The organism is Ruminococcus flavefaciens (genome assembly GCF_900143025.1).
In the GTDB taxonomy this organism is placed as follows: domain Bacteria; phylum Bacillota; class Clostridia; order Oscillospirales; family Ruminococcaceae; genus Ruminococcus; species Ruminococcus flavefaciens_I.
In genome coordinates, this window is record NZ_FRCT01000014.1 from 1 (window position 1) to 22,335 (window position 22,335).

20 protein-coding genes are annotated in these 22,335 nt (G+C 45.0%); 9 read left to right on the forward strand and 11 right to left on the reverse strand.

Features of this window, described 5'->3' with window-relative positions; translation table 11 throughout:
• Positions 1-845 (reverse strand): glycoside hydrolase family 11 protein (locus BUB28_RS12835; protein ID WP_175547855.1); only part of this gene is annotated, 845 nt, incomplete at its 3' end.
• Between the two features lie 642 nt (positions 846-1,487).
• On the opposite strand from BUB28_RS12835, the gene BUB28_RS12840 reads away from it, so the two are divergent.
• Positions 1,488-3,065 (forward strand): CotH kinase family protein, encoded by a 1,578-nt coding sequence (locus BUB28_RS12840; RefSeq protein WP_072951948.1) that lies wholly within the window; start codon positions 1,488-1,490, stop codon positions 3,063-3,065.
• Between the two features lie 47 nt (positions 3,066-3,112).
• On the opposite strand, the gene BUB28_RS12845 is transcribed toward BUB28_RS12840, so the two are convergent.
• Complete coding sequence (locus tag BUB28_RS12845; protein ID WP_072951949.1) at positions 3,113-3,574, reverse strand: hypothetical protein; 462 nt, start codon at positions 3,572-3,574, stop codon at positions 3,113-3,115.
• 512 nt (positions 3,575-4,086) lie between these two features.
• Here BUB28_RS12845 and BUB28_RS12850 point away from each other — a divergent pair.
• The 5 genes from BUB28_RS12850 to panD all read left to right on the forward strand — a co-directional run bounded on the left by BUB28_RS12850 (position 4,087) and on the right by panD (position 8,343).
• Positions 4,087-4,833: a hypothetical protein gene (locus BUB28_RS12850; RefSeq protein WP_072951950.1), complete on the forward strand. Its 747-nt coding sequence runs from the start codon at positions 4,087-4,089 to the stop codon at positions 4,831-4,833.
• Positions 4,834-5,121: 288 nt separating this feature from the next.
• The gene (locus BUB28_RS12855) at positions 5,122-6,084 is read left to right on the forward strand and encodes a hypothetical protein (RefSeq protein WP_072951951.1); all 963 of its coding nucleotides are present in this window, start codon (positions 5,122-5,124) and stop codon (positions 6,082-6,084) included.
• A gap of 175 nt (positions 6,085-6,259) precedes the next feature.
• Complete coding sequence (panB, locus tag BUB28_RS12860) at positions 6,260-7,096, forward strand: 3-methyl-2-oxobutanoate hydroxymethyltransferase (protein WP_072951952.1); 837 nt, start codon at positions 6,260-6,262, stop codon at positions 7,094-7,096.
• A 4-nt stretch (positions 7,097-7,100) separates the two neighbouring features.
• Entirely contained in the window at positions 7,101-7,949 is an 849-nt protein-coding gene (panC, locus tag BUB28_RS12865; RefSeq protein WP_072951953.1) for a pantoate--beta-alanine ligase, read from the forward strand.
• A 10-nt stretch (positions 7,950-7,959) separates the two neighbouring features.
• Complete coding sequence (gene panD, locus BUB28_RS12870) at positions 7,960-8,343, forward strand: aspartate 1-decarboxylase (protein ID WP_072951954.1); 384 nt, start codon at positions 7,960-7,962, stop codon at positions 8,341-8,343.
• Positions 8,344-8,535: 192 nt separating this feature from the next.
• Here panD and BUB28_RS12875 read toward each other — a convergent pair whose 3' ends face one another.
• From BUB28_RS12875 to BUB28_RS12890, 4 genes are all read right to left on the reverse strand, one after another.
• Positions 8,536-9,645, reverse strand: a complete 1,110-nt coding sequence (locus BUB28_RS12875; protein WP_072951955.1) for an anti-sigma-I factor RsgI family protein — start codon at positions 9,643-9,645, stop codon at positions 8,536-8,538.
• Positions 9,642-10,364: a sigma-70 family RNA polymerase sigma factor gene (locus tag BUB28_RS12880; protein WP_072951956.1), complete on the reverse strand. Its 723-nt coding sequence runs from the start codon at positions 10,362-10,364 to the stop codon at positions 9,642-9,644. The genes BUB28_RS12875 and BUB28_RS12880 overlap by 4 nt, the downstream gene beginning before the upstream one ends.
• Before the next feature lie 242 nt (positions 10,365-10,606).
• Positions 10,607-12,283 carry an AMP-binding protein gene (locus tag BUB28_RS12885; protein WP_072951957.1) on the reverse strand — a complete coding sequence of 559 codons (1,677 nt, stop codon included), beginning with the start codon at positions 12,281-12,283 and terminating at the stop codon, positions 10,607-10,609.
• Positions 12,284-12,324: 41 nt separating this feature from the next.
• The gene (locus BUB28_RS12890; protein WP_072951958.1) at positions 12,325-12,870 is read right to left on the reverse strand and encodes a helix-turn-helix domain-containing protein; all 546 of its coding nucleotides are present in this window, start codon (positions 12,868-12,870) and stop codon (positions 12,325-12,327) included.
• Between the two features lie 314 nt (positions 12,871-13,184).
• On the opposite strand from BUB28_RS12890, the gene BUB28_RS12895 reads away from it, so the two are divergent.
• Genes BUB28_RS12895 through BUB28_RS12905 form a run of 3 tightly spaced genes read left to right on the forward strand, consistent with a single transcriptional unit; the run spans position 13,185 to position 15,754 of the window.
• Entirely contained in the window at positions 13,185-14,168 is a 984-nt protein-coding gene (locus BUB28_RS12895) for a metal ABC transporter substrate-binding protein (RefSeq protein WP_072951959.1), read from the forward strand.
• A gap of 1 nt (position 14,169) precedes the next feature.
• Complete coding sequence (locus BUB28_RS12900; RefSeq protein ID WP_072951960.1) at positions 14,170-14,892, forward strand: metal ABC transporter ATP-binding protein; 723 nt, start codon at positions 14,170-14,172, stop codon at positions 14,890-14,892.
• On the forward strand, positions 14,885-15,754 hold the full coding sequence (locus BUB28_RS12905; RefSeq protein WP_139277558.1) for a metal ABC transporter permease: 870 nt from the start codon (positions 14,885-14,887) through the stop codon (positions 15,752-15,754). The genes BUB28_RS12900 and BUB28_RS12905 overlap by 8 nt, the downstream gene beginning before the upstream one ends.
• A 64-nt stretch (positions 15,755-15,818) precedes the next feature.
• On the opposite strand, the gene BUB28_RS12910 is transcribed toward BUB28_RS12905, so the two are convergent.
• The 5 genes from BUB28_RS12910 to BUB28_RS12930 all read right to left on the reverse strand — a co-directional run.
• Complete coding sequence (locus BUB28_RS12910; RefSeq protein WP_072951961.1) at positions 15,819-17,090, reverse strand: SecDF P1 head subdomain-containing protein; 1,272 nt, start codon at positions 17,088-17,090, stop codon at positions 15,819-15,821.
• Entirely contained in the window at positions 17,087-17,668 is a 582-nt protein-coding gene (locus tag BUB28_RS12915) for an RNA polymerase sigma factor (protein ID WP_072951962.1), read from the reverse strand. The genes BUB28_RS12910 and BUB28_RS12915 overlap by 4 nt, the downstream gene beginning before the upstream one ends.
• Before the next feature lie 221 nt (positions 17,669-17,889).
• Complete coding sequence (locus BUB28_RS12920) at positions 17,890-18,888, reverse strand: SGNH/GDSL hydrolase family protein (RefSeq protein ID WP_242939993.1); 999 nt, start codon at positions 18,886-18,888, stop codon at positions 17,890-17,892.
• A 246-nt stretch (positions 18,889-19,134) separates the two neighbouring features.
• Positions 19,135-20,787 (reverse strand): FAD-binding protein, encoded by a 1,653-nt coding sequence (locus tag BUB28_RS12925; RefSeq protein WP_072951963.1) that lies wholly within the window; start codon positions 20,785-20,787, stop codon positions 19,135-19,137.
• Between the two features lie 138 nt (positions 20,788-20,925).
• A partial coding sequence (locus BUB28_RS12930; RefSeq protein ID WP_242939994.1) for an alpha/beta hydrolase-fold protein occupies positions 20,926-22,335 on the reverse strand: 1,410 nt, incomplete at its 5' end.

Consider the following 22,335-nt stretch of genomic DNA (forward strand, 5'->3'; position numbering starts at 1 on the left):
CCCCAGTTATTCCAGTCATTGTTCTGGTTCTGCTGACCCCAGTTATTCCAGTCGTTATTCTGGTTCTGCTGCTGGTTGTTGTTCTGGTTCCAGTCATTATTCTGCTGCTGGCCACCGCCTTCGCCCTGTGAAACTGTAACGCTCTTTACGTTAGCCTGGCCGTTTGATCTATAACCTTCAATGTTAAGGGATACTTCATAGAGAGTACCGGACATATCAAGACCTGCTTTTTCCCAAGCTTCGAAGTGCTTGGAAACGTCGATAGTACCCTTCATGTAGTTTGTCTGATTATTAGCTGAACCGCTTGAAGTACGAACGCTCCAGTACTGTGGGAATGTAGCTGTACCGTCAAGTGATGGCTGATTGTAACGCATTGTCTTGCGAATGTCATATGTATTGCCGTTAAGGGTTACTGTACCCTTGTTTTCTCCGTCATTTCCGGGTGGTCTCCAGTCGCCCCAGCCTTCTACAATGTAATATTCCATAAGAGGATTTCTTGTCCAGCCGTAAACGCACATATAAGAATTTCCTCTTGGTGTGTACTCAACATCGTATGTGAGTACGATATTGCCGAAAGCCTTGTAGTTTTTCTTCTGGCTGTCGTAGTTTTTACCCATACGAGCAAGGAAGTTTTCAATGTTGCTCCATGAACAGGTGAAAGAACCTGCACCGGGATTCATTGATGCCTGACCCTGACCGTTCTGATTCCACATTTCGTAGTCGTATCCGCCGATATTGCCTCTTGTCTGCTGATCAGCAGCTGAAGCAACAGCAGGGATAGCAGCTGCGATCATCATTGCGGAAGCACCTGCGCCGATGATCTTTTTGATCTTATTAAGCTTCAACTAAATCACTCCTTTTAAGTTAGAGAATTGGATTTTGTAATACCCTCGGTATAATTTGGTGTTTTTATTTCTAACTTAATTATAATTAAATTACTATAATAGTCACAAGTCATTTATTGCGGTCAAAAAGCAAATCGGTCAAATATTGCGGTAAAAATAGCAATAAAAATCAAAAAGTATGATTTTTTCAACCCTATTTTTCGACGTTGATAAACAGCTGTTTTTAGCCTTATTAGGTCAACTGGAACATGATATGCCAAAATAGAATATCTTTTTACTATACCAATTTTTGTCATTTACCGTTTTTAGTGCGAAATTTTAAATATGGTATTCAGATTACTATTTTTTATAAAATACTGATATTTTGTAAAGACTGTTTTTAAATTCAAAAACTATTTATTGAGAAAAATAAACTAAAAAGCGCATTGTTCTTACGGTTATTATTAAATCAATGGCCTCTATACATTATATATATAAATCTTCAGCAGAATAAGTATACTGATTATAAACTATATGTTATAGCTATTCAGCGCCGCTCACAGTAAAAAACCCCAGTTTCTTCAGCGCTTTTTACCAAAAATATTGCCATTTACAGAATAATATGTTATAATAAACTTATTATTGCTGTTAGGAGTTTCTTTTATGAACAAACTAAATAAAATTTTATCGGTTTCGCTGTCAGCTGTACTTCTGTTCGGCTGCTCTGCAAAAAAAGATGAAAAAATAAAAATTCCCGAGATCCAAACAAGCAGCGTATCGGAAAACCTTGATCTTCCGATCATCTCAATACAAACTGAGAGCACGGCTGAAAATGTCATGGACTTCGTAAAGTGTCCTGTCGCAAAACACGTTGCAGAATCAAAAGCCTCATGGACACCTGGCTATGTTATGCCGCCCGAGCCTTACTATGAGAACTGCTATGTAAAGCTTACAACCAAGGACGGAAGCAGTGATCTTGAGCCATGCGCCGCACAGGTAAAGGTCAGGGGCAACTGGACTACAGACTACCCCAAAAAGCCGCTGAGGATAAAATTCAAGCAAAAGACCAACCTCCTCGGACTCAACAACGGCGCTGAATTCAAGAACTGGGTGCTGCTTGCCGAGTACAAGGACGGCTCAATGCTCAGGAACAAGGCTGCATTTTTCGCATCACGTCAGATACTCAGCGAGGACGGCCTGTATTCTGCGGATTCACAGCTTGTCAATGTGGAGGTAAACGGCGAATACATGGGTGTTTACCTGCTTACCGAACAGCAGCAGGTCAGCGAAAACAGAGTCAATATCAATTCGCCCAAAAAGGATTACAAAGGCACGGATATAGGCTATTTCCTTGAATTTGACGGCTATTTTGAGAATGAGGAAGAGCTGAAGGCATTCCCCCTCGACCTTAACAATAATGCTCTGCTGAAGCCTTACGACGGCAATGACGGCAGCGGCAGGACTATAAAATGTCTCAGCGCCGGCGGAACTATCAAACAGCCTCTCGGAGTCACGATAAAAAGCGAGATCTATTCTCAGGAACAGCACGATTTTATCGAAAACTTCGTCAACAACACATATAAAATAATGTACGAGGCTGCTTACAATGACAAGGCTTTCGTGTTTGACGACAAATATAAAACTGTCTCAGAAACCACCTCAATTACACCGCAGCAAGCTGTGGAAAACGTTGTCGATATCCAGTCGCTTGTGGATATGTACATTATCAGCGAACTCACCTGCGATGCCGATATTACATGGTCAAGCTTCTATATGGACGCTGATTTCAGTGACGGAGGCAGCAAAAAGCTACGTTTTGAGGCTCCGTGGGACTTCGACTCCTCAATGGGCAACAGACCGCGCTGTGAGGACGGTTACGGATATTATGCCGCAAACATTATTCCCGACCCGAGCATGGAAAAGCCCTCGATCAATCCGTGGCTCGCTGTTCTTGCCTATGAGGACTGGTATCGTGACATGGTAAAGGATACATGGACAAAGGCTTATGACAAGGGTATTTTTGAGCAGACCTGCAAGATGATCGAGGAGGACAGCGAAAAATATCAGCAGGATTTCAAGGAAAACTACAAGAAATGGAACAATTTGATCGTAAATTATCAGTTTGAATTCGAGCTTTCAGATGAAGCAAAGAAGTGCACCAACGAAAAACAAGCCGCAGAATATCTCACAAAATGGCTGCAAAAGCGAATTGAATTCCTCAATTCCGAATGGCATACATAATAAAAAAAAGACCCGTGAACTTCCGCTCACGGGTCTTGCTGTTTTATTTAGTCTTTTCTGAAAAGCTCTCTCAGCACCATGCCGCCGCCTGCTGCCACAAGACCGAACATTACTATGAAAACATAGGCATTGGTCGTGCGCCACCTCAGATGAGTCGTCAACATTACGCTCAGAAGTACGATAACTATTCCGATAGAGAGTACGACCCAGCCGAATATCTTTCTGTCCATAAGGAAAAGCATTGCGATACCGGCAACTATCGGAAGCATTATCAGTCCGTTCGGAAGTCCGAAACCGCCTATTCTGAAAAAGTATCCGCCATATCCCCACGAACTCGATACCTCGATATTCTGGAATATCATGAACAAGCCGCCGCCCAGCATAAGCAGTCCGACGAAGAATTTGAGCAGTCTGTTGCCCTCGTCATTTCTTGCATGGATACTGTCACGGGTCTCAAGGAGATCCTTGTACATTTTATCGAGCTCTTTGTCTTTTGTTGTTTTCGGCATAATACCGCACCCCCTATATCAATTTTACGAGTATATTATACACGAAAACCCGTCCATTGTCAAGTATACAGCGTAAAAATAGTGCAGAAGCGGATATGGTACGCCGCAAGTCCTCAGCCTTTAGCCCTTTTGCAAGAGCACGCCGCTCTCAGTTCCTCAGACTGCCCCCCCTATATACTATATAAATGTAAATAAACGCCCACATAAGCTATTGTGTCAGCAGCATCTCTCCATACATTTCAGATCCGCTGACAAAAGCTTCACTTTTTTCAGATCCAACCTAAAAAAATCGCAATACCAACTCTCACCTACACTGCTCACTAAAAAAATGCCGCTAAAAAAAGCCTGTAAATCGGGATATTACAAAACTTTGAATTTTTTTTGAAAAAAAATTCTGTAATACCCCTTTTTTTATTATCCCACTTCGTAATCTGTTTATGTAAAGCAAAACAAAGCTTTTAAACTCCCGGCACGGAGTTAAAAATAATTAAATTGTAAAGGAGTAAACCACAATGAGAAACAAGAAGATCCTTTCCGCAATTGCAGCTGTTTCTGTTCTTTCATTAGCAACAGGCGTAACTGTATTTGCAGCAACAGCATCACCGGAGGCAAAGACTACTGACGAGGTAGTTGTAGCAGAAGAGACAACAGCAGCTGCTGTTGAAGAGACCTCTGCTGAAGCTGAGACAGCTGATGAAGAGACAGAGGCAACTGAGGTTGCAGAAGAAGTTGTACTCGCACCTGTAGAGGCTGAGAAGCCACTCGGTCCTGTAGATCTTGATGTAACAGATTTCTTCAACAACATCAAGGACCTCATCGACGTTGACAAGTATGATATTATCACAGATACTCTCAAGGAGAACTGGGATAAGATCGAGAAGGTTAAGGTTCACGTAGACTTCAACAAGCCTGCTGCTCCTGTAGAGCTCGAAGACGGCGAGAAGCCTGAGCCACCTGTACCGCCTGTAGCTCCTGCTGAGCTTGAAGACGGTGAGAAGCCTGAGCCACCAGCTCCTCCTGTACCGCCTGCTGAGCTTGAGGACGGCGAGAAGCCTGAGCCACCAGCTCCTCCTGTAGCTCCTGAGGACGGCGAAAAGCCTGAGCCACCAGCTCCTCCTGTAGGACCTAACGGTGAGAAGCCTGAGCCTCCAATGCCTCCACACCTCCGTCACGCTGCTGAGAAGGCTGCTGCAGAGGCTGCTGCTGAGACAACAACAGAAGCTGTTGAGGCTACAACAGACGCTGAGATCAGCGAATAATTGCTGATTAAATAAAACTGTCCTCTCTATTTTATAGATTCCCCATAGGACAGATGGTTTTCTATCCAATCCCCTATCCCCATTTACTCTTGATTGCTGTATTTACGGTAAGGTACAGCAAACGGAATAATAAAAGAGCACCTCAGGAACATTTTCCTGAGGTGTTTTTTTGGCAGCGTGACATGAGCTCTTAATTCTCCAATGTTGCTTTTTAAATAAAAATATGTTATAATGTATTTACTTGATAGATATAAAGTCGGCAAAAAGCTGACATAAGGAGGTAATACAGTGAAAGTTAGATTTCATCTGCCTGATTTTGCAAGACTCTTTAAATTCAATACAGTTTTTCTCACCATGATGGAGAACAGTCCCGAGTTTTTCCGAGAGGGAGTTGAGATAGCCTCGATATACGGAGTATTCCCGCCATCTCTCTGGAACGGCGGACGAGTAATGCATGGTATGTGCCATAAGGACTTCGTAAAGGGCGTAACAGGCTACTTCAACAAAAAGGGCATACCGCTCCGCTTTACATTCACAAATCCCATGATAGAGAAGAAGCATCTCAGCGATGAATTCTGCAACATGGTCATGCACATTGCCGACAACGGACTCAATGAATGTATCGTTATGTCCCCTATCCTTGAGGACTACATAAGAAAGAACTATCCTAATTTCAAGCTCACAAGCTCTACCTGCAAGCGTATCACAGACCCTGATACATTATATGAAGAAGTCTGTAAGGACTATCATATAGTCGTTATCGACTACGACCTCAACAACAAATTCGATATACTTGAAAAGATACCCAACAAGGAAAAGTGCGAGATACTTGTGAACGCCTGCTGCAATCCGGGCTGCGCAAATCGTTCTCTCCACTATCAGACCATAGGTACAGAGCAGATAGCCTATGCAAATCACGTTAAGAAGTATCCAAGCGTCCCCTTCGACTCGAATAAATTTGCCGCAGACCACCCCGAAGCAAAGGCTATATTCGAGTGCAAGTGTGAGCACAGAAGTCTTTTCGACATCAAGTCCCTGAGCACACATATCACTCCCGATGATATCTGGAACAAGTACGTGCCTATGGGCTTCAATCAGTTCAAGATAGAGGGACGCACATTCGATATGTTCAACCTTATGGAGCATTACCTCTACTACATGGTAAAGCCCGAATATATCGACAAGGCAAGACTTACCTTCCTTCGCAACCTCAGCCTCAACGGTGCGATAATCATACCCGATCACAGCTGAGAATAAGTAAATTATTACAGTTTTACGCCTCCCAAGTGGGAGGCGTTTGTATTTATCAATGATTTTTCATCACATCAACAGGTATTCACACGTTTTTCACAATGCCTTGCTATAATAGCATCGTATCTTATCCGAGAACTCGGAAAGGTAACATCTTTTAAGGAGAAAATTGAATATGAAGAACACTGTTTCGACCCTTCTGAAGCAGAAGCAATCAGGTGACAAGATCACGATGCTTACTGCTTACGACTACACAACAGCGAAGATCATCGACGAGTGCGGCGTAAATGCAATTCTTATCGGTGATTCCCTCGGCATGGTGATGCTTGGCTATGAGAACACCCTGCCAGTGACTATGGAGGATATGATACATCATACCGCCGCAGTTTCAAGAGGAGCAGAAAACGCTTTCATCGTAGCTGATATGCCTTTCATGTCATATCAGGTAAGTGTGCAGGACGCTGTTGTAAATGCAGGACGCCTCATCAAAGAGGGCGGTGCAAATGCGGTAAAGCTTGAAGGCGGCGCGGAAGTCTGCGACCGGATAAGAGCTATCGTAAACGCATCTATCCCCGTTGTGGCTCATCTCGGACTCACACCTCAGTCAGTAAACGCTTTCGGCGGCTTCAAGGTACAGGGCAAAAGCCTTGACAAGGCAAAGAAACTCATCGAGGACGCTATGAAGATACAGGAGGCAGGAGCCTGTGCAGTAGTGCTTGAGGGTATACCTGCAAAGCTTGCAGATATCATCACAAAGAAGCTGTTCATTCCCACTATCGGTATCGGTGCCGGAAACGGCTGTGACGGTCAGGTACTGGTATATCAGGATATGCTGGGACTTACAACAGGACATACAGCTAAATTCGTAAAACGTTTCGCAGAAGTCGGCGCAGTTATGCGTCAAGGCATCTCGGACTATATTAGCGAGACAAAATCAGGTGTATTCCCCTCTGAGGAGCATACCTACGCTGTAGATGATGATGTTATAAACGAGCTTATGAAGGAGTGTTGATGATATGAAAATAGTAAAGACTATAGATGAAGTACGCGCACAGGTAAAGGAATGGAGAGCACAGGGGCTCACAGTAGGACTTGTACCCACAATGGGCTATCTCCATGAGGGACATGCAAGCCTTATCGACGCTTCACACAGGGATAACGACAGAACAGTCGTATCTGATTTCGTAAACCCCATGCAGTTCGGTCCTACCGAGGACTTGGAAAGCTATCCCCGTGATATCGATCACGATGCAAAGCTTGTAGAAGCTCACGGCGGCGACCTTATCTTCAATCCCGAGCCGTCAGAGATGTACCATGAAGGCTTCTCCTCATTCGTGGATATGACAATCCTCACACAGGAGCTCTGCGGACTTAGCCGTCCTGTTCATTTCAGAGGCGTATGCACAGTAGTATCAAAGCTTTTCAATATAGTAAAGCCTGACAGAGCCTACTTCGGCAAGAAGGACGCTCAGCAGCTTGCGGTTATCCGCCACATGGTAGACGACCTCAACATGGACATCGAGATAATCGGCTGTCCTATCGTCCGCGAGGCTGACGGACTTGCAAAGAGCTCACGAAATACATACCTTAATGAAGCTGAAAGAAAGGCTGCTCTTGTACTTTCGCAGGCAATATTCATGGGTATGGACATGGTAAAGAAGGGCGAAAAGGACTGCTCTGCAATAATCGGAGCTATGAAAAAGCACATCGAAGCCGAGCCTCTTGCACGTATAGATTACGTAAAGATAGTAGACTGCGCAACAATGCAGCAGATAAAGACTATCGACCGTCCCGCACTCTGCGCTATGGCTGTATATATCGGCAGTACACGCCTTATCGACAACTTCTTCACAGAAGACGTATAAGGAGGCTGCCATGGAAATATCAATGCTCAAAAGCAAGATCCACCGCGCTGTCATAACACAGGCTGAGCTCAACTACGTAGGCAGCGTAACTATCGACGAGGAGCTTATGGAAGCCGCAGGACTTTACGAATATGAGAGAGTGCATATCGCCAACGTAAACAGCGGCAGCCGTATCGAGACCTACGTCATTTCAGGCGACCGCGGAAGCGGTGTTATCTGTCTCAACGGAGCAGCAGCCCGTGCAGGACAGAAGGGCGATCAGGTCATTATAATGGCTTATGCAAATATGACTCCCGAGGAGATAAAAACTCACCGTCCTAAGGTAGTGTTTGTAGGCGATAAGAACGAGATAATAAAAGTAGCCGATTACGAAAAACACGGCGTATTAATGTAAAAACAGGGAGACCTATCAAAAGGTCTCCCTATGTTATTATATGCGGAAATTCCGCAGCTCAAGCCCTGCATTTTATATCTGCCGTCAGAAACGGCAGCATGGTATTCAGTTCATATTGCAGAAATAGGAAAGCCCCCGAAACGATCGGTGGATCATTTCGGGGGCTTTTCATTTATATATATTCATGTTTCCTTACGGTAGAACCGGAGGCTGGGGTGGGATACCAGCTTCGGGAGCAGGTGGCTCTGCTATTGGCGGTTCAGCCGCCTGCGGAGGTTCTTCTTCCTGCTTAGGCTCGGGCAGGAGCATAACAGGATTCATATTGTTGAAGCTTACACGCTCGCTTATATCTGTATCAGCGGAAAGCTTCTCGTGTATCTCATGCTCAGGATGTGGGAGCTCGCCCTCATTCGGCAGAGCAGGCTTTGCAGGCTCGCCGTGAGCGTCGGGCTTAGGTGCCTCAGCATCACCCTGCTTTTCAGGAGCCTTCGGCGGCTCGGGTTCACCTGCATTTGCAGGCGGTGCAGGAGGTGCAGGAGCATCTGCCTTGCTGTTGTCAGTCTTAGGAGGCTGTACAGCAGGAGCAGGAGGATCAACAGGTGCAGGAGGTGTTACTGCTGCCTGATCGGGTTTCTTAGGTGTATCTATCTTTCCTGTAACGTTTTTATCAGGACTCTTTTCAGCATCAGGCTTTGGAGGCTCAGACTTCTTGACGCCCTCTGTAGGCTTTGCAGGCTTTTTGAGGCTGTCAATACCGTGTACCTCTACGTTCACATCTGTGATACCTTTTTCAAGGTCAGACTTGATGCTGCGGTAATCGTCGGAATTATCGGACGAAATATATACATCTATGGTATCACCGTCTGAGATAATGCCTTTTTCTTTTTCCAGCTCTAATATCTCATTTGTTACTGTGAGCTTATCCTTACCCTTACCGTTGTAATTTTTAAGGATATCCTTTCCGATCTCACTGTCGCTGACGATATGTAATACCTTGCCCTTCTTATTTACCTCAAGTCTGATATTGGCATCAGATGAGATAAGTACAGTTGAATGAGGCTTCAGGTTGCGTGAATAATATATCGAGCCTGCTGAAGCAAAAATGACCAGACAAGCTGCGGCAGCAATAAGCTTTCCTACGGTGAACGTTATCCTTCTTGCATTATGTTCTTCGTTCATAATGATCGGATCTGTGACGGACTGTCCGACTTCATAGTGCATATTTGCAGCGTTTACGAATCTTGACTCTTCGTCCATAAGAACTGCGTATCCTTCATGGCATTCCATAACTATATATTTCATACTTTTTCACCACCTTTGAGTACCTGCATGATGTGTCCGCGCATTATCTCATAACCGTTTGTGCATATAAGCAGTACAGCTACAAGATATCTTCTGTGTCTTTCGAGAGATTTCCTTTCCACATCAGCCCCCTCCGCAAGCTTTGCAAGGGGAACTCGTTTCGTTCTCAGGAAATCCTCGAGAATATCAGGGTTATTTCTGGCGTATGCAACGGCTTTCTTGCATATTTCAAGAGTACGCCGCTGACGCGGAGAATTTTCCGCAACATCGGTCATGGATACACCGAAGTCGTTCATTTGTGCAGAAAGCTCCTCTATTTCTTGTTTTGTCGCTTCGCGAATCTCATTTTCTTCGTAGTCGTCGTGCTCATCGCGAATTGTATCCTTCAGGTCTGTTTTTTCGTCATCAGAAACGTCAAGCGAGATCTGTCCTTTATTACGTTTTTCTTTTCTGTAGTTGTCGATCAGGCGGTTTTTTATCTGCAATGCAGCAAATTTAAGGAACGAACCGCGAAGCTTTGAATAATTCTTTATAGCCTCATAGAATGCGAACATAGCTATACTTAACTCGTCATCGCTCTGATCGGGCGGACGATTGAGAAATTTTGCAGTTTCTGACTTTATGAACGGCATATAAGCTGCAATAAGCTCATCTGCCGCGTGGCTGTCATTTTTTGCCTTGTAGACCTGGGATATGATTTGATGCGCATCAGAAGTCATATTTGCCACCCCCAATATTACTTATAGTTTACGCAGTGATATACCCGAAAACGGGGTAACTGCGGAAAAAGTTTCAGAAAAAATAAACTTTTTAGGTTAGCAGTAATCCTATATTAGAATTAAGAACTAAGAGCTAAGAACTAAGAGTATACGGAATTATAATGCGGAAGTAAAGAGCGTTCGTATTCGGAAACAGCCATAAAGATGCTTGGGGCTTCTTTATGGCTGCTTGGGTTCTATGATTATTTCTGTATATTTTCTTCGTCCTGGTGACGTATCTGAGCACGCTTTATCTTGCCGCCGAGAGTCTTCGGAAGCTCCTTTACGTACTCGATCACACGAGGATACTTATAAGGTGCAGTCTCGTGCTTAACGTGATCCTGTAACTCCTTTGTGAGCTCAGGTGAAGGAGTATATCCCTCAGCAAGTACGACTGTTGCCTTTACTACCTGTCCTCTGATAGGATCGGGAGCACCTGTGATAGCCGATTCAACTACAGCAGGGTGTGTAAGGAGTGCGCTCTCTACCTCGAAAGGTCCGATACGGTAGCCCGAGCACTTGATAACATCGTCATTTCTGCCTACGAACCAGTAGTAGCCGTGGGAGTCTCTCCATGCTACGTCGCCTGTATCGTAATTCTCGCCGCCGAGAACTGCTTCTGTCAGCTCGGGGTTCTTGTAATAGCCGCAGAAAAGACCTGTAGGACGCTCCTTGTCAATGCCGCATACCATGATGCTGCCCTCTTCACCGTCCTCAGCCTCTGTTCCGTCAGCGCGGAGAAGGTGGATATTGTAAAGAGGTGAAGGCTTTCCTGTAGAGCCGGGCTTTGGGTCTATCCACGGGAAGTTTGCGATAAGTACAGTACCCTCTGTCTGACCGAAGCCCTCTCGCATCTTCTTGCCTGTAAGCTCGTAGATACGGTTGAATACCTCAGGATTAAGAGGCTCGCCTGCATTGCAGAAATTCTGGATAGATGAAAGATCGTACTTTGTCATATCCTCCTGGAGCATAAAACGGTACATTGTAGGAGGAGCACAGAATGTAGTCAGCTTATAGTGGCTGATTACTTCAAGGATATCCTTTGCGTTAAATCTGCCCGTGAAGTCGTATGCGAACTGTATTGCGCCGCATATCCACTGTCCGTAGATCTTGCCCCAGCCGAACTTTGCCCAGCCTGAGTCGGAAATAGACATATGGAGCTTGTTCTCCTGTACCTGATGCCAGTATTTAGCTGTTACGATATGTCCGAGAGGGTGTGCGAAATTGTGGCAGACCATCTTAGGCATACCTGTAGAGCCTGATGTGAAGTATATGAGCATGGTATCTGTTGCCTTTGTAGCCTGATCGTCTGTTGGACGCTCAAAGGTATCGGGATACTTAGCGATCTCGTCCTCGAAGTAGTCCCAGCCCTCACGAGGCTCTGCGACCGCGATCTTCTTGCGGAGAGTCTTTATCTGAGGAGCAGCCTCGTCTATCTGTCCGCGGATATACTCGTCATCGCAGGCGATGATAGCCGATATCTCTGCCATGTTTCCGCGGTATGCGATATCATGTGTGGTAAAGAGGAGATTACCCGGGATAAGGATAACGCCGAGCTTATGAAGTGCGGTAGCTATTACCCAGTATTCCCAGCGGCGGCGGAGTATCAGAAGCACTACATCTCCCTTTTTGAGTCCGAGGCTTCTGAAATAGTGGCAGGTCTGGTTGGAGAGCTTTGATATATCGGTAAATGTGAATGTCTTCTCCTTCTTGTCGTGACTGAGCCAGATGAGAGCCTTCTTCTCGGGCTCCTGCTTAGCCCATTCGTCAACGATATCCCAGCCGAAATTAAAATCTTCAGGAACATTAACGCGGTAATTTTCCTTGAAATCCTCGTAAGAATCAAATTCTATACGGGGAAGATAGCGGTCTAAAAGCATGATAATAAATACTCCTTTTTATGTAAGCGTGATACAGCCGATCATTCGGCAATAACGGTAAGAAATCTTGCTTTGCTGTCTCCGACGCAACGCTGTCCGTGTGGATAAGTGGGGTTGAAGTATATCGAGTCGCCCTCATTCAGGATTATCTCCTGATTTTCAAATATGACTGCGATAGTGCCCTTGAGCACAAGATTGAACTCCTGACCTGCGTGAGTAACAAGCTTTGCAGGCTCATCGGAAGGCTCAAGAGTTACGAGAAGGGGCTGCATTACTTTATCTGCATAGCGGAAGGCGAGATCCTTGAAGCGGTATCCCTCGTAACGGCTTATACTTCTGCCCTTGCCGCGGCGGACGACGTGGAATGTGTCGATACGGCTCGGCTCGCCTGTGACCAGTTCGTTGAAGTCTACTCCGAACTTATTTGCGATCTCATAGATGACGCTTATGGGAAAATCACCATTTTCTTCATAGCCTGCATACTGCTCTGTAGTAAGTCCAAGCTCCTGTGCAAGCTTTTCCTGTGTATAGTCACATATTTCACGAAGCTCGCGGATACGTGCGGTGATCTCATTGATAGGTTCCATAGCGTGACCTCCTTTTGGAATAATTATTAAACAGCAGATAGCCGATCAGCCTGTCCCCTTAGAAGATATTTCCTGCGTTTTCGGACTAATTTCCGTTCAGTTCAGACAACCGACTCTTATTCTGTGTGTATACAACTTTTATTATACCGCATTTTGGTGTCGTTTGTCAAGTTTTAGTGAACTGTTACTGTGATTAGTTTTGCAGTAATATAATGAAAGTTATGTGAAATTAACAACAGGCTCTTGACAGGGTATTATAAATAAAGTATAATATGATTTGAAAATGATTATCAAATTCAAAAGAGGAGGCCGCAATGGCAAAGAATTCAAGACGCGCGGCAGCGTTTATAATTCCCGTATTGATCTCGGCAGCTCTCATGGGCTGTTCTGCTCCAAAGCAAAAGAACAGCAGTAACAAGCTCAATATAGTATGTACTAATTTTTCGGAATATGACTGGACTCGGGAAATAATTGGCGATACCGACAGCGCCGATATCACCTATCTGCTCGAAAGCGGTATTGATATACATAATTATCAGCCCAATGCCGAGGATATTATGACTATCTCAAACTGCGATATGTTTATATATGTAGGCGGCGAGTCGGAAAGCTGGGTAGATGATGTGCTCAGCAACAAGGCAAACAAGGATATGAAGGTCGTAAAGCTTCTTGAATCCGCAAAAGACAACGTACAGCTGGAAGAACACAAGGAAGGCATGGAGGAAGAGGAAGAAGAGCACGGCCATGACGAAGACGAACCCGAGTACGACGAGCACGTATGGCTCTCTGTAAGAAATGCCGAGATCATCTGTGATGATATCTGCAATAAACTCTGCGGTCTTGACTCCGCAAACGCCGACAAATACAAAGCTAATCTTTCCGCTTACACAGCTAAGCTGCGTGATCTTGATAATGATTACAAGGAAATGGCTGAAAACGCAAAGGTAAAAACTCTCCTTTTCGGCGACCGCTTTCCGTTCCGCTATCTCGTTGAGGATTACGGACTCGATTACTATGCAGCTTTCAAGGGCTGTTCGGCAGAAACAGAGGCAAGCTTCGAGACTATCGCAAAGCTTGCAGAAAAGCTTGACAAGCTTGAACTCGATACAGTTTTTATAATAGAAAATTCAAGCGATGCGATCGCCAAGTCAATAATAAGCAGCTCAGGCAATAAAAACGCAAGGATAGAGAAGCTCAATTCCCTACAGTCCGTTACCTCTGACGATATCAGAAAAGGAGCTTCTTACCTTTCATTAATGAACGAAGACCTTGAAACATTAAAGAAGGTGCTTGATTAATATGGGAGCATTATTGAAATGCGAAAATGTCTCTCTCGGATACGAGGGAGACATTGTTACGAAAAATCTTAATTTTACCGTAAACAGCGGCGATTATCTCTATATCGTCGGTGAGAACGGCTCGGGAAAGAGTACGCTCATAAAGGCGCTTCTCGGACTAAAGCCCCAGCTCAGCGGAAATATCACACTCTGCGGCGAGGTCGGCAAGAACGAGATAGGTTATCTGCCGCAGCAAACGATAGTACAGCGTGATTTCCCTGCATCTGTACGCGAGATAGTGCAGTCGGGCTGCGTAAGCAGATGCGGCTTCCGTCCATTTTACAATAAGGAAGAAAAGAAGCTTGCCCACGATATGATGCACAGGCTTGAAATAGAACCTCTCGCCAAGCGCTGCTACAGGGAGCTTTCAGGCGGTCAGCAGCAGAGGGTCCTCCTTGCAAGAGCACTCTGCGCCGCAAGAAAAATGATACTTTTAGACGAGCCTGTAACAGGTCTCGATCCCAAAGCCACAAACGAGATGTATGAGCTTATCGACAGTCTCAACAAAAAGGACGGCATTACCGTAATAATGGTCTCACACGACATAAATGCAGCCGTAAAGTATGCCTCACATATCCTTCACGTAGGCAGAAAGCAGCTTTTCTTCGGCACTAAGGAAGACTACCTTACCAGCAAGACAGGGCAGGCTTTCCTCGCAGTAATGGGAGGTGACGACGATGAGTGATATTATCGAAAAGCTTCAGTTCTACTTTCAGTTTCCCTATGTAAGGTACGCTATGATAGTAGGACTTCTCATAGCACTCTGCTCCTCACTTCTCGGTGTAACTCTTGTAATGAAGCGTTTCTCGTTCATCGGTGACGGACTTTCCCACGTTGCATTCGGCGCAATGGCAGTTGCAACTATAACAGGCATAACCAACAATATGCTGATAATCATGCCGGTAACGATCGTCTCGGCAGTGCTGCTTCTGCGAACAGGCAGCAACACCAAGATAAAGGGCGATGCGGCAGTAGCCATGATATCGGTTGGCGCACTTGCTCTGGGCTATATGATGATGAATATAGCCGCCCAGAACGGCAATAAGCGCATGACCAGCAATGTTTCCGCAGACGTATGCAGCACTCTTTTCGGTTCAACATCTATACTCACTCTTTCACTGACAGATGTTTGGATATGTGTTGCAATGTCAATTATCGTCGTAACGGTATTTCTTTTGTTATACAATAAAATATTCGCAGTTACCTTCGATGAAAGCTTTGCAAAGGCTACAGGAATACGTTCGGATATGTACAATCTCCTTATTGCGGTAGTCATTGCAGTCATCATTGTAATAGCAATGAATTTCGTCGGTTCACTGCTCATATCCGCACTTATCATCTTCCCTGCCCTTTCGGCAATGAGAGTATTCAAGAGCTTCCGCAGCGTAATAATCTGCTCCGTGATAATCTCTCTCATATGCGCCGCAACAGGAATTATCGTGTCCATACTTGCAGGAACTCCCGTAGGCTCGACCATAGTTTCAGCAGATATATGCGTATTTTTCATATTCTGCCTTATCTCAATGGTAATGAAAAGAGAAAAATGACGATTCAGCGGTCAATATCCGTCCATGTATAAAAAACAGACTCCTTTCGGAGTCTGTTTTTTCATTAATTCGCTTCAAAATTCTTGTCAAATTTTAAGTCAACCTTCTTTGCAAGCTCATCGAGCCATTCAACGTCATCAGGCTTTACCTTTTTGAGTTCTTCTGCCCATTCTTCTTCCGAACAATCTACGCCGTCGATAGTATAGCTTACCTCTCCATTTTCTACAACACTTCTGAACTCATGTATAAGTGTAACACCGCCGTCCTCATTAAGTCTGAATACAAGATAGGTGTTGTTTTCTGTATAAGTCTTTGTAATAATGATACCGTCTTTATTGTCGTGATGTACCCAGATATTTTGCGATTTTAGTCCGAGATCGGTATAGCTCTCGCCTTGTAACGAATAAAGCTCACACACGGCATTGGGATACTCAGGGTCAGATGTGTAATACTGTATAAACAGCTCGGGAACATCATCGCCGTTGATATCATAATCGCAGTAATAAAGATCTGTTATTCTGCCGTTATTCTTGACGAGATCAGCCATGCGATCCACGAAAAGCTGTCCGTAGTCGTCTTTACTATAGATCTGACCATCGTAAGGACACTTGCTGTTTTCAAGCTTATCGGCAAGCTCTGTAGCACTGTTTATATCAAAATTGCCTGAAATTATTAAATTTCCGTTCGTTATAGCAGAGTTTACTGTAGGAGCGTATACACATTCCCCGTTCACCCATATAGATATGGGAGTACCTGTACCTGCAAGCTCTGAGGTAGCTTCCTCAAATTTCCGTGCACCTTCGTAGTCAAGCTCTATGCCGATCGCATACTCGAAGTCAGTACCATCTGCATTCGGAAGAAAGTTGACCCTTGCGCTCTTTATATTGAGTCCGTTAAGAACTACAGGACCATCTATATCGTTTCCCTTGATGAATAAGACCTCATTCTGGGAAATGATTTCAGTTGCAGGCTCATCTGTGGTATCAGCGATAGTGGCTGCTTCGGTAGTTGTTTCAGGAGTAGCGGCAGGACTGCCGTTTCTGTGCAGGAGAGCCGCACCGCCTGCGATACCGCCTACGACAGCTATACAAGCCGCAGCAGAAGCGAATATCTTCCACATAGTACGCGGACGATAAGGCTCGGAGCCGCTTACAGTATCCTCCCGATAGCTTTCTGTGTCATTATTTCTTGTATTAAACTTTCTTTTGCTCATTTCCAGAATTTTTTTCTTGTCGTCACCGCTTACAGGTGTGACTTTTTCGGAAAGAGACTCTAATTCATTCATCTCGGCATTTTCGATTATACCGAAATCTATTTCTTTGTTGTTGTCTTTCATGACTCTGCCTCCTTCAAAGATATATCGAGTTCAGCAAGCTTATCTTTAAGCCGTTTTATTGCGCGTGAGCATCTTACCCTGACAGCGGCGGGTTCCAGTGAAACAGTCTCGGCTATTTCCTTTGAATTCATACCATAATAGTATTTTTGTATGATTATAGTTGAATCAGGCTCTCCAAGCTCATCGACCAGCCTAAGGAGCGTCCTGCGGAGCTCCGCACGTTCGGCATTTTGTGCGATATCGGTATCATCGCGTAAATTTTCCGTATCCTCCTCTTCAAGGGAGACTGTTCTTCCGCTTTTAGAGGTAAGGCTGTGGAACATATTGATAGCCTTTCGTATAGCGACTGTACTGATGAAGCCCTTTAAATTCTCATTCTGCTTTGAACCGTCTGCAAAGTAGGCAAAAATATCCGCAAAAACATCGCTGACACATTCTTCTATGTCCTCTTTTGCAGCGCAGCTTCTCAGCTTATTGAAAACGATAGTATATACGTAGTTGAAATACCGATCGAACAAGACATTCTGAGCTTCCTGCGGAGATCTTGCAAAGAGTCTTTCGTATTCCTTGTCTGTCATGGCAGATCCTCCCCATATTTGAAAAGTGTTATGCGCATTTCCGCTTTCATAATATATACTCAAAGTGAATCGACAAAGTGCAACAAGAATTATTTTAGCATACAAAAAAGTATTTTTCAAGCCTTCAGCCGTCGAGTTACAGCTGCACCAAATAAATAAAAACGGCGCACTGCCGTGCACCGTTTATCGAGCCTTATATACCACATACAGGCTTAGCCCATTTAATTCTTTTTTCGCTTTACAAGAAAAGCTATAAATATTATTATAAGTAAAACGCCGCAGGCAATTCCGCATAAAAGAGCTACTCTGCCGCCATACGAAGGCTCGTCCTTAACTTTTTCGGTAGTAATATAGGTAAATCCTACAGCGCGGAATGACCTGTCCACATCTTCCGCAATTACCTCATGTCCTGCCGCATTAGGGTGTATATCCATTTTCTTGATATTGGTAAGCTCCCCTGCTCTGCCCGTAAAATCCGCTGCAACATCTATTACCTTATAACCGCCTGCCGACTTTTCCGAAATGACATTATTGAGCTTCAGTATCTTCTGAGCCGCAAACTCTGTCAGCATTGAGAACTGATCGTAGTACGCAACGGGATCGTAAAGAGTCTGTACAAATATAACTCCCTCAGTACGCTTTTTAAGCTCAGAAGTTATGGTATCCATATTCACGCTGAACTGCTCGATAGCTTTATCCGCATCGCTGCCCATACTGATAAAAGCCGCCGCCGCACTTGCAAAGTCGATATCCTTGATATCAAAGGAGCGGATATCCTCTATGCCGAGACTGTCGATAAGTCCGAACATTATGCCGAGAAGGTCATTTCCGCCTATAGATATCACAACTGCGTCCGAATCTTTAAGTTCACCATCAAGCTCGCCGCTCTGTATCTGTGCAATGAGATCAGCCGATGTATAGCCCGATACAGCCATATTCACCATTGTATGACCGCACTCGCCTTCAAGCTCACGCTCATACTTTTCCTTCAGTATATTTGAATAGGACTGACAGTGATAATTGTCGCCCTTTTTGTAACCCTCAAGTCCGTATCCTGCGGCAATGGAATCGCCCAGAAACATCATCTTCGGCGGAACTTTGGTATTATGCTCCACATTTAATTCGTGTATTTCAGCCTTTCCGCATGAAGCAAAGCTCATGAGCATTATTCCTGCACCTATTGCTGCGGCAGCTCTTTTTATCACAAACGGTATTCTCAAAAGCATCATCTCCTTTATGGTACACTTGCATAGCTATTATAAACACATTCGCTCATTGTTTTTTATTCAAAACAGAGAATGTAAAAAATATTTTTTGTAATAATCAATGGTTTTCCGTTGAAAAACAGCTTTTTTTGCCCCTATTATAGAAAGACGTTTTCACAATGAACCAAAATCCAAGTACAACGTGCGCACACTGTTCGCCCCTACAGAGCGGCAAAGCCGCTACCTAACATCTTAATCAGCTCAAAGGACGCCAAGTGCGTGTTTTGCGGCTATCATTCCGAAGGTATAGCATCTGCCGAGAGAAAGACCTGTCTGGTGGAATGGGTAATCAGCTCCGCCGTAGAATGGACCGCCCAGATTTCCTGCACAGTAAAGTCCCTCTATGGGCTTGCCGTTTGAGTCAAGAGCCTGTGCATTTTCATTGGTTATGACTCCCGAAACCTCAGCGGAAACTCTTATATGCTTTCTTGCACCCCAGAACGGAGCCTTTTCTATCTTATGCATATACTTTGCAGGCTTGCCGAAATCCGTATCGCAGCCCTTTTCGCAAAGCTCGTTATATCTGTCAATGGAAGCTTTCATAGTATCATACGGCAGACCAAGCTCCTCTGCAAGCTCTTCAAGGGTATCACATCTGTGAAGGTCTATGAGGTTCTTGAATACGCCCTGCGGCTCCTCAACAGCCCCTGGAATGAACTTTTCCATAACGAAAGGCGGTACACAGCCGTCCACGAACTCGTCCTTATCCCAGTTCACATAATTGCTGTCGTATATGGTGCAGTACCAGCCCTTTGAGCCTTCCTTGTGGTCGGCATCAAGCATAGTCCCCTTGAATTTCGGCTGATATTTCAGGAGATTTCCCATATACACAAAGCCTGTGTACTCATTGGTAAATCTCTCGCCATTCATATTTAAATATAGGAAAGGCTCCTCAAACATGAGTGCAGAGTCAAAATCATGCATCATCTTAGTATGTCCGAGGTTTTCCATTTCTGCTCCCGCACTGATTGCAAGTACGTGTCCGTCACCTGTCTTGCCGAACTGCTTCTTGTCAAATTCAGCTATATCTGGGCACCAGCGCTGTACCATTGCAGGATTGTTGGTATAATCGCCTGTTGCAAGTATTACCGCCTTTGAAGCATTGAAACGGATATATTTTCCGTCCTTGTTTTTAGCAATAACGCCTGTTACTCTCCTGCCGTCCATTACCAGCTTTACCGCAGGCGTTGAAAAATAAGCATCAAGATTATCATGCTCTGCCATAATATTATTCAGGGCATTATGAAGCGCATTTCCCACATTAAGAGGCTTCGGACCTATCCACGGTGCCCAGAAATAGCAGTGGTCATCGCCGTAATCGTAGCTGTTCATGCGGTCTTTCCATACGCCTGTAAAGTCGCCGCTGGTGCTTCTGAAAGCACAAAGCTTATCCCCGTCGTTGAGCAGCTTTGCACTTTCTGCATTATTGTCCACCTTGCTTCCGTCGCCGTATTCAGTTTCCTTAGTAAGTCCTGCACGGTTAAGGAACCACATCATAGCTTCCTCGGAATGTTCGGCATATGCGCGAAGCTGTTTTGTATCAGCTCTCCAGTCGCAAAGGCTGTTTGTATGGTGTATCCACTTAGCGATACCTGCCTCTGTGGAGCGTGACTTTATTATCGCAGAACCGCAGTTGCCCTGTGAAACTACTCCTGATTCCTTTTGAAGTAACGCGGTTTTTGCACCTAATTCAGCCGCCCAGCCTGCCGCAGGCACACCCGAAGCTCCTGCGCCGACTACTACTATATCATAATCCTTTACTTCATCTGCTTTTATATCCCCAAGCTCACAGCACGAACAGCTTACCTCAGACTCGGTAAGTCCGCTGGGGATATTTTTAACACTGTCAATCATAATTCCAGGTCCTTTCCTATTAATGTATATATATTAATAGTATACCACTTATGTACTCCGATTTCAATAGCGCATAAAGAAAACGTACCGCACAAAGTGCGATACGCTTCTTTTAAAGGATATCAAATATTACGAAACTTACTGTTTATAGCTCTCTGGGAGAGACTTGACAGCTCCTAAAAGGAACTTCTGTATAACAAGTGCATCACTGCTTGTAATGCCTGAGCCTGCTTCTGAAACATCTCCGTTATACTTACCCTGATCTGAAAGAAAATACTTGTCAGGATTTGCAAGTGACTGCATTATAGCAACAACGTCACCCATATCAACAAGACCGTCTATATTTGCGTCGCCCCAGATAGTTACCTTATCATTGAGGAATTCCTTAATATCAACAGTTGTAGTTGTTACAGGAGCTGTTGTAGTTACAGTAGTTGTTGTGGTAGTAGTGGTTGTGGTGGTTGTTGTGGTAGTAGTTGTTGTAACAACCTGAGCTGTCTCCGAGCCCTTGAATGCATATCTCATAAATGTATAGAGATGTGGCTTAACAGATTCAGCACCGTGACCGCCGCCCGGGATAGACTGATATACATGGTCTACACCGTTTCTTGTAAGGATATCACTGTACTGCTTAGGGAATGTACCAACAACAGAGTCATTTGTACCGCCTGTTATCATAAATACGTATGGCTCAGGTCCTACATCTCTGAATTTCATTTCGCTTTCTGTCATACAGCCGGGGTGCTCCATGAACATATCCTTGCCTGGTGTGATACCGGGTGCAGGGCAAGCACCGCCAACATAACCGAAGAGGTCAGGTCTCATAAGTCCGATGTAGATAGCTTCTCGGCCTCCCATTGAGAAACCTGTGATAGCTCTGTTCTCTCTGCCTGTCTTTACAGGATAGTTAGCTTCAATGAACGGGATAAGGCTGTCTGAGATATCATAGAGGAAGTTATCATAAGCTGCGCAGGTCTCCTGATTGATACCGAAACCGCCGCCGCCGTTGCCGTTCTTGCTTGTGAACTGGCTTGGAAGTACGATTATCATTTCCTCAGCCTTGCCGTTGCTGGTAAGTCCTGCAAGAAGCTCCTGAACGCCCATACCGCTTACCATTGAGCCTTCGTTTCCGCCGATACCGTGGAGAACGAACATTACAGGATACTTTTTGCTTGGATCATAGTTAGGAGGAAGAACAACGTTACAGCTCTTCTGTCCGCCTGTGAATTTACAGTTATATGTCTTCTTTTCTACCTTGCAGCCACCGCTCTTCTCGTTGCCGCTTGGTACAGTTGTAGGCATATCATTCTTGATCTCGGCGTTGAGACCCTTGTTTGCGTTACCGCCGTTGCCTGCATCTCCGCCGATATCTCCGCCGCCGCCGTTGAAGCCGCCTGCCATGCCGCCCCAGTCGATGTTTCCGCCGCCGTTATTGCCGCCGCCGAAACCGCCAAAGTTCATTCCGCCGCCGTTATCGCCGCCGAAGCCGCCAAAGTTCATTCCGCCGCCGTTATCGCCGCCGAAGCCGCCGAAGTTCATTCCGCCGCC

Coding starts and splice junctions, on each gene's coding strand:
- BUB28_RS12840 (WP_072951948.1), top strand. CDS start 1,488: ATGAACAAACTAAATAAAATTTTATCGGTTTCGCTGTCAGCTGTACTT.
- BUB28_RS12845 (WP_072951949.1), bottom strand. CDS start 3,574: ATGCCGAAAACAACAAAAGACAAAGAGCTCGATAAAATGTACAAGGAT.
- BUB28_RS12850 (WP_072951950.1), top strand. CDS start 4,087: ATGAGAAACAAGAAGATCCTTTCCGCAATTGCAGCTGTTTCTGTTCTT.
- panB (WP_072951952.1), top strand. CDS start 6,260: ATGAAGAACACTGTTTCGACCCTTCTGAAGCAGAAGCAATCAGGTGAC.
- panC (WP_072951953.1), top strand. CDS start 7,101: ATGAAAATAGTAAAGACTATAGATGAAGTACGCGCACAGGTAAAGGAA.
- panD (WP_072951954.1), top strand. CDS start 7,960: ATGGAAATATCAATGCTCAAAAGCAAGATCCACCGCGCTGTCATAACA.
- BUB28_RS12875 (WP_072951955.1), bottom strand. CDS start 9,645: ATGAAATATATAGTTATGGAATGCCATGAAGGATACGCAGTTCTTATG.
- BUB28_RS12880 (WP_072951956.1), bottom strand. CDS start 10,364: ATGACTTCTGATGCGCATCAAATCATATCCCAGGTCTACAAGGCAAAA.
- BUB28_RS12885 (WP_072951957.1), bottom strand. CDS start 12,283: ATGCTTTTAGACCGCTATCTTCCCCGTATAGAATTTGATTCTTACGAG.
- BUB28_RS12890 (WP_072951958.1), bottom strand. CDS start 12,870: ATGGAACCTATCAATGAGATCACCGCACGTATCCGCGAGCTTCGTGAA.
- BUB28_RS12895 (WP_072951959.1), top strand. CDS start 13,185: ATGGCAAAGAATTCAAGACGCGCGGCAGCGTTTATAATTCCCGTATTG.
- BUB28_RS12900 (WP_072951960.1), top strand. CDS start 14,170: ATGGGAGCATTATTGAAATGCGAAAATGTCTCTCTCGGATACGAGGGA.
- BUB28_RS12905 (WP_139277558.1), top strand. CDS start 14,885: ATGAGTGATATTATCGAAAAGCTTCAGTTCTACTTTCAGTTTCCCTAT.
- BUB28_RS12910 (WP_072951961.1), bottom strand. CDS start 17,090: ATGAAAGACAACAACAAAGAAATAGATTTCGGTATAATCGAAAATGCC.
- BUB28_RS12915 (WP_072951962.1), bottom strand. CDS start 17,668: ATGACAGACAAGGAATACGAAAGACTCTTTGCAAGATCTCCGCAGGAA.
- BUB28_RS12925 (WP_072951963.1), bottom strand. CDS start 20,787: ATGATTGACAGTGTTAAAAATATCCCCAGCGGACTTACCGAGTCTGAG.